This window comes from Erysipelatoclostridium sp. An173 (assembly GCF_002160495.1).
Lineage (GTDB): Bacteria > Bacillota_I > Bacilli_A > Erysipelotrichales > Coprobacillaceae > Thomasclavelia > Thomasclavelia merdavium.
In genome coordinates, this window is sequence record NZ_NFKR01000032.1 from 19,343 (window position 1) to 27,263 (window position 7,921).

6 protein-coding genes and 1 other annotated feature are annotated in these 7,921 nt (G+C 28.4%); all 6 genes read right to left on the bottom strand.

Annotation, left to right across the window (positions count from 1 at the left end):
* Positions 1–45: 45 nt before the first annotated feature.
* Positions 46–2,667 carry a valine--tRNA ligase gene (locus B5F09_RS11625; RefSeq protein WP_087301216.1) on the bottom strand — a complete coding sequence of 874 codons (2,622 nt, stop codon included), beginning with the start codon at positions 2,665–2,667 and terminating at the stop codon, positions 46–48.
* Positions 2,660–3,313, bottom strand: a complete 654-nt coding sequence (locus B5F09_RS11630) for a hypothetical protein (protein ID WP_087374324.1) — start codon at positions 3,311–3,313, stop codon at positions 2,660–2,662. The genes B5F09_RS11625 and B5F09_RS11630 overlap by 8 nt, the downstream gene beginning before the upstream one ends.
* A gap of 31 nt (positions 3,314–3,344) precedes the next feature.
* Positions 3,345–3,550, bottom strand: a binding site (T-box leader).
* Positions 3,551–3,574: 24 nt separating this feature from the next.
* A complete protein-coding gene (locus tag B5F09_RS11635; protein ID WP_087301222.1) occupies positions 3,575–4,489 on the bottom strand; it encodes a hypothetical protein in 915 nt (304 codons plus the stop codon).
* Positions 4,486–5,292 (bottom strand): LysM peptidoglycan-binding domain-containing protein, encoded by an 807-nt coding sequence (locus B5F09_RS11640; protein WP_087374326.1) that lies wholly within the window; start codon positions 5,290–5,292, stop codon positions 4,486–4,488. Before B5F09_RS11640 ends, B5F09_RS11635 begins: the two co-directional genes overlap by 4 nt.
* A gap of 69 nt (positions 5,293–5,361) precedes the next feature.
* Entirely contained in the window at positions 5,362–6,579 is a 1,218-nt protein-coding gene (locus B5F09_RS11645) for a hypothetical protein (RefSeq protein WP_087374328.1), read from the bottom strand.
* 403 nt (positions 6,580–6,982) lie between these two features.
* The coding region (locus B5F09_RS11650; RefSeq protein ID WP_143357509.1) for a tetratricopeptide repeat protein at positions 6,983–7,921 on the bottom strand (939 nt) is incomplete at its 5' end.

Genomic DNA, 7,921 nt, shown 5'->3' on the forward strand with positions numbered 1-7,921 from the left:
TGTAAAAAAGCGATAGTTACTAAAATAGTAACTACCGCTTTTAATCTACATTTGTTCTAATTGTTTTTTTACTGCATCATATTTTGATTGATAATCAACTAATTTATTTCGTTCTAACTCAACTTTTTCTTTTGGTGCTTTAGAAACAAATTTTTCATTAGCTAACATTCCTTGGCAGCGTTTAATTTCACCTTCAAGTTTCTTTAATTGAACAAGTAATTTTTCTTTTTCAGCTTCTTTATCAATATAATCACCTAATTCAACTAATAAACTATTTCCACCTTTGATTGTAATATTAGCAACTTCACCATTAGCTTCAAGATTATAACCAGAACAAATTGCATTACATAATTTTTTAATATATGGTAAACATTGATCCATCAATTGTTCAATTTGGCTATCTTTTGTTTCAATAATATATGCGATTTCACGAGCATTTTTAATTGTATACTGGCTTCTGATTTCACGAATGCCTTTAACAATATCAATTAAATATGCAAACTGATCGTTAATAGTTGCATCACTAAAATCTTCATTTACTTCTGGCCAAGAAGCAATACAAATAGATTCTTCTAAATGTGGCATAGTTTGGAAGATTTCTTCAGTTACAAATGGCATAAATGGATGTAACATTTTAACAATAGCATTTAATACATAAACTAAAGTATTTAAGCTAGCTTGTTTTTCAGTTTCATTTTCACTATTTAAATGTACTTTAGTTAATTCAATATACCATGAACAGAAATCATCCCATACAAATTTATATAACTCATTACCAACATTAACAAATTCAAATTTATCCATGTTAGTATCAACTTCTTTGATAACTTCATTTAAACGATTCAAGATCCATTTATCACATAAGTTTAAATTATCAAATGATAAGTCCTCGTATTTCATATCATCATCAATATTCATTAAAACAAAACGAGCACTATTCCATATTTTATTTATGAAATTCCAAGCCGCTTCCAGTTTTTCAGGACTATAACGTAAATCCATACCTGGAGCAGAATTAGTTGTTAAGAAGAAACGTAATGTGTCAGCACCGTATTCTTCAATTACATCCATTGGATCAACACCATTACCTAAAGACTTAGACATCTTACGACCTTGTTCATCACGAATTAAACCATGGATCAAAACATGTTCAAATGGGCGTTGTTTTGTAAAGTGTAATGATTGGAAAATCATTCTACTTACCCAGAAGAAAATAATATCATAACCAGTAACTAAAGTGTTAGTTGGGAAATAACGTTTAAATAACTCGCTATCTTCATTTGGCCATCCTAAAGTTGAAAAAGGCCATAGTGCACTTGAAAACCAAGTATCCAAAACATCTTCATCTTGTTTCCAGTTTTCAATGTCTTCTGGAGCAGTTTTACCTACATATACTTCGCCAGTTTCTTTATGATACCAGGCTGGTACCCGATGCCCCCACCATAACTGACGTGAAATACACCAGTCTTCAATATTTTCCATCCATTGTGTAAATGTTTTTTCAAAACGTTCAGGAACAAATTTTACTTTAGAATCTTTTAATTGATTTTCTAAAGCTGCTTTAGCTAATGGTTTCATTTTAACAAACCATTGTTTTGATAAATATGGTTCAACAATAGCATTACTTCTTTCAGAATGTCCTACTTGATGTAAATGTTTTTCAATATGATCAACAACACCAGCTTTTTCAAAATCAGCTACTAAAGCTTTACGACATTCAAAGCGGTCCATTCCTTGATATTTATGAGCTAGCTCATTCATTGTTCCATCATCATTCATACAAATTGGCATTGCTAGATTATATTTTTTAGCAAGGGCAAAGTCATTTGGATCATGAGCTGGTGTACATTTCATAACCGCTGTACCAAAAGACATGTCAATATAACTATCAGCCATAATAGGTAAAGCTTCACCATTAGCTGGGTTGATAGCTTTTTTACCTACTAAATGAGTGTAACGTTCATCATCTGGATGAACAAAGATTGCTTGATCGGCAAACATTGTTTCTGGACGAGTAGTAGCAATTACTAATTGTTCATCACTATCAACAATCTGGTATTTAAAGTAATACATATGTCCTTCAATTTCTTTATGAATAACTTCAATATTACTTAATGCTGTTCTTTGAACTGGATCCCAGTTAATAATTCGTTCACCTTGATAAATTAATCCCTCGTTGTATAATTTAACGAAGACTTCTTTTACTGCTTCACTTAATCCTTCATCTAAAGTAAAACGTTCTTTTGAATAATCCAAAGATAAACCAAGTTTTTCCCATTGACTACGAATGATTGAAGCATATTCTTCTTTCCAAGACCAGGCTTTATCTAAGAAACCTTGACGTCCTAAATCATAACGAGAAATACCATCTTCACGCATTCTAGCTTCTACTTTAGCTTGAGTGGCAATTCCAGCATGATCCATTCCTGGAAGCCATAAAGCATCATAGCCTTGCATTCTTTTATAGCGAATAATCATATCTTGTAAAGTTGTATCCCAAGCATGTCCTAAGTGTAATTTCCCAGTTACATTTGGTGGTGGAATAACTATTGAATAAGGTTTTTTATTAACATCACCAGCTTCAAAATATTTTTTATCAAGCCAGTGACGATATTTTCCAGCTTCTACTTTATGATGATTATATTTAGGTTCAAGTTGTTTACTCATCATTTTCCTCCTTATCTTCTGCATCAATAAATTCATCTTTGTGTTCACGAATAAATTTAGCAGCTTTTAATAAAATTCCAGATGTTTTTAATGCTGATGCTAGTGCGTTTGTAAAATCAGAGAAATTATAATTTCCATAATCACTACCATCATCAATATCAATTTCTTCATCATTTTCAATTGCTGTTGCTAATTTATCAGCCGCTACCATTAATTCAGCAATTTCATGGCAATCAACTGCTTCGAATGCTTCTTTAACATATGGACGATATGTACAATATGGTTCTTTGATAAAAAATGTATGTAATGATCCGCGACCACCTTCAAGCGATAGTTCAACTTGATAAATTGTATAAATAAGCAATTCACTATGTGTCAAAACATCAATCAAATTACCGATTTCATCACTTTCAAATATTTTATCTTCTTTACCCATGATATGAAATAATACCGCATGGGTCATTTCTTCATCAGGTGTTTCATCAAATAATTCACTTGTAAAGTGACGATATTTTTCTCGATTATCCTCATATTGAATTTGTTGCTCTTTACGAATTTTTTGATACTTACGGATTTTTTTACCATAAGAAAAAAAGATAAATGCACAACCAATAAGAAATAACGTCCAAATAATTGAATACTCCATAATTTCCTCCTTAAAATAAAAAAAGCATCGTCATAAGGACGAATGCTCGTGGTACCACCTTACTTTACATATTTACTAATATGCCTCAAAACTTTAACGCAGTTATACGTGTCTACCTACTCAAGTTCAATAAACATGCTCCTAGGCTACCTTCAATCCTTTATCCTGTCTCATTTCCACCTAACTGAGATTCTCTATAAAGCTTCCGGATTTACTCCTCCTAATCATCGCTATAGATACATTCTAACAAATTCATTTGTTCTAGTCAATTGAAAGCTTTTTATTTAAAGAAGAAATTGAATCTAGATAATATAATAACCGTGACATTAAAATAATATTATTTACCTCATCATTTCCTAATTCAATAATTGGAATTACATGCAACAAACATTGCAACAACAATCGTTCTTCTTTTAATAATTTGATCTTACAAAAATAACTATCTAATATTACATCAAAATCAAAAATTAATTCCGGTATTTTTTGATACATATTATAAATATCATAGATACATAAATTAATCTTTATTTGATCAATTGAAATCAAACAATTTTCTTTCATTAAAATATGACTATAACTAAAATTATTATATGTCAAACATAATCTTATTGTATCTAAATTACAAACATAATTTTCATATTCTTGTAATAATTCCTTAGCTTTATTCAAACACCATTCAATTCGATGATAATTCAAAACAAACATCCAGCCAGTAGGACTGCGATAAGCTAATACTTCAAAATTATTCATGATTTCATTATAATAAACCATTCTTTCATGAATTATACCATTAATCTCTTCAATCTGACATTTAAAATAGTTCTTAGCAACACTATAATTAAAAAATGTTGTTGCATGCAAATAAGACAAACACTCATAATAAAACTTTAATTTCAACTCTTTTATAATTACATTATCATCATTCAACCATGGACACATATAAAACTTTTTATCCTGATAATTAGTTAAAATCTGTTTATTACAATTACGAATAATTGGTACAAAACACTTTAAATGCAAACTTTCAATATGATCAATTACTACTGTTAAACTAGTATCATCAACAAATTTTAAACTAAAAAAACCTTCCTGACATTTTACCTTAAATACTTTTTTTGTTACTTTAATATAACCGATAACATGTAACGAATAAGAATTTTTTATTATTTCGTTCATGGAACATATGGAATAATTAAAACATTGCCAGCTTCTAAGACCTTATCCTGGTTATAATCACGAATAATTTTTTCATCAATATCATATCTTTTTGCTACGCTGCTATAACTATCATTATCTTTTACAATATATAAATAATAAGTACCAACACTTTCTTCACTATCTTGAAAAATCGGCCGTGATTTACTTGGATATACTTTTTCTTGTAATTGCTCATTTATTTCATTAACAACCATCTTTTCTTTTGGCGTAATTTCAGTAGTTTTACTAGCATTATTACTTACAGTATCCTCTTTATTTGGCATAACTGCCGGTTCATAGACTTCTTTAGTTAACTCTAATTCCGGCTCTTGATTACCTGCAGCTTCCTCAACAACTTCTTTTTCCTGAGATTCAAAATCACTATCACGTATCAAACTTTCAATTTCTTTGATTGGATCATCGTTAACTTCTGGAATATTTTCATCTTTGACAAACCGATCTTCGCCATCAATAACTCCATGAATACCAACTTCAATTTTAATCTTTATGTTTCCATCAACAATCTGATAATCAAAATCTTCTACTTTAATATTAAAATCTCTTTGATCAACAATCTTATCAAAAGTAGCCAAAATATCTAAATCAATATTTTCATTAAACTTTTGACTTTCATTATACTCCCCATTAACAATCAAACTACCAATTGCTCTAACACCAACGCTTTCAATCTTATAATTAATAGATTCATCAACCGATAATGATACTAATTCATTTAATTGATGATTCAAATCAATCAGCTTTTCAAAAAATATCTTTTGCATATTTACCTCCCATAGAAACTATATGCAAAGATTTATTTAATTATGATTTAAAATCCAATCATTAATAGTTTAATTAGTTTTTATATATAAATTTAATTTTTTTCCATTAGTATCCATTGTTCCTCTAAAATTACTGTATTCATCATAAGCAAGTGTTTGCGTCATTTGAATATATATTACTTTCTGGGATTCAATACTTATCGTTCCTATTCCAGAATTACCAAAAGAATCTTTCCAATTAAAATTAGCATTATTATTTTCTATAACAGCATTAATAGGTTCTGTTACATACATTGGCGATCCGTTTACTCCTATATCATTAACCACAAAAGTTATATTATTATTATCAATTAATGTAATTTCAACATAATATTGAGGCGGTGCCCCATTCCAATCATATTGTTCGAATTCTGGACTTGTTTCCGAATCATAAACGCCAGTTTTTAAATCCAAAGATTTTTTTTCTTCAATAATAATTTCAATGTCTAATCCCAATCTCTTAGCAGTCTCATTTAAATCACCAAGAGCTAAATTCACAAAATTTTCCGAATCATTTTCTATCATACTAATGTCTTGTCTTAGATAAAGTTCAACAAAAGCCTCATATTTATTTGATTCTTTATCAATTTGTTCAAGTGTTATTTCATCCTTATTGATATAATATTTTGAAGATTCGTAATCATATATAATAGTTTCTTGGATTCCAAAATTACCTTCATCATCATAACCATGGAAATAACTATATTCATATGAATGAAGTGAACCAGTTTTAATATAATATTTATTATCATATTCACAAATAAGTAAACTATTTCTTCCTCCATCATAGGAATAAAGTTCGCTAACATAATTATTATCTTCTTCAAAAGCTATTTTTTTAGCACTTTCTATAGATGATTCTAATAAAACTAGTTTACCATCATATCCAAATAGATCATAATGATATTCACCGTCTTTATTATATACCAACAATAATTCATCAATATTATCATTATTAAAATCAATTAATTTTGCATAACAAAATCCATTAAGTTGCCCTATATAGTCGTATGGATACGATACTGAAATATTACCATATTCATTATAATACTCCATGAATTTTTTACCATAAGCCAGATAAGCTTCAGAACGCAAATTTAGTTCTTCAAGTTTTTTATTCACTTTACTTTTTTCATTTTTTGAAACATTTTCTAAAGCGCTATTAATAATTTCAACAGCTTCATCATACTTATCTTGTTCAATATATAAGTCAGCTAATTCCAAATAAGCAATTGATTTTTTTATCAATATTTATTGCATCTAAATAAGTATCCTTAGCTTTCTCATACTCTTTTTTTCTACATACCTTTGCGCAGTTTAGATTTTATTTTAATACTCTTTTTCTTTTAATTTAGTATTTACCAAAAATATTCCACCAATTGCTGCTATCAATATAACAATTACTATACTGATAATCGTAATAATTTTCTTTTTATTATGTTGTTTTAATGGTTCACCACAATTGCAACAATAAACTGATTTTTTGTTTTACATTTTTTACATTTCATAATTACTCCTTTCATACATCAAAATTAATTTGAATATAATAGATGTGAATCCACAAAAAAATACTTCTTATTAAAAATTTAAAAACACATAAATTTCACTAAAAATTATTACTATTGTAAAATCATGATTACTGATTATTACATTAATTATTTTGTGGTGTATATTCATTAAAATAAGTTAATGCATATTCTACTCTTTGTGGCCAAGATTTTATTATAATATTCCCTTCCTCCTCTGAAATTAATGAATATTCCGTATTTTTTGTATTATTAGTAACTGGGTCATACAAACCAGAAGTAGTGTAATACCAATATACATTTTCCCAATTTTCGTCTGGCTCACTTTCAATACTTTCAATAATCGTAAAATTGCGTGCATCGGAACTTAACTTGCAATGATCGTATGAATGCGAATATGCTCCACCACTTCCTTCAAAATATAAAGTATAGTCTTTACATAATTGCCAACTATACCTTTCCCCACTTGTTGCTAACTGTATTACCTTACCATCCACATATGTATATAGTTCATAAATTATACTTTGACTATTATCTGTCCCATCTGATCTCATTCCAATCAATAATTCTTCGATACCATCACTATTAAGATCTATAAATGTATATCCAATTTTATCGATATAAGATGGACTAGAATAATACATTGGAAATAAATAACAAAATTCATAATCATATAAATCTATTTCATCATAGTATTTTTCCCATCCAGATTTTATATAGTTGTAAAGTGAATCTAAAATATTAGCATATATTTTTTTACTATTATTATTTATTACTTTTTCAATTTCTTCCTTTTTTTCTGTTATTACATCTTGATCATGTTTATCTAAATTTTTTAAAGCTGTATCTAAAATATTGTTTGCCTGGTTATATTCTCCTTGTTCCGCATATACGTCTGCCAATTCTATATACGCTTGTGGTTTTTTAGGTTCAATATCTATTGCTTCTAAATATATTTCTTCTGCTTTTTCATATTCTTTTTCTTCTACATACCTTTGTGCAGTTGTAATTTTATTTTGGTACTCTTTTTCTTTTATTTTCGTTTTTGCTAAAAAGATTCCACC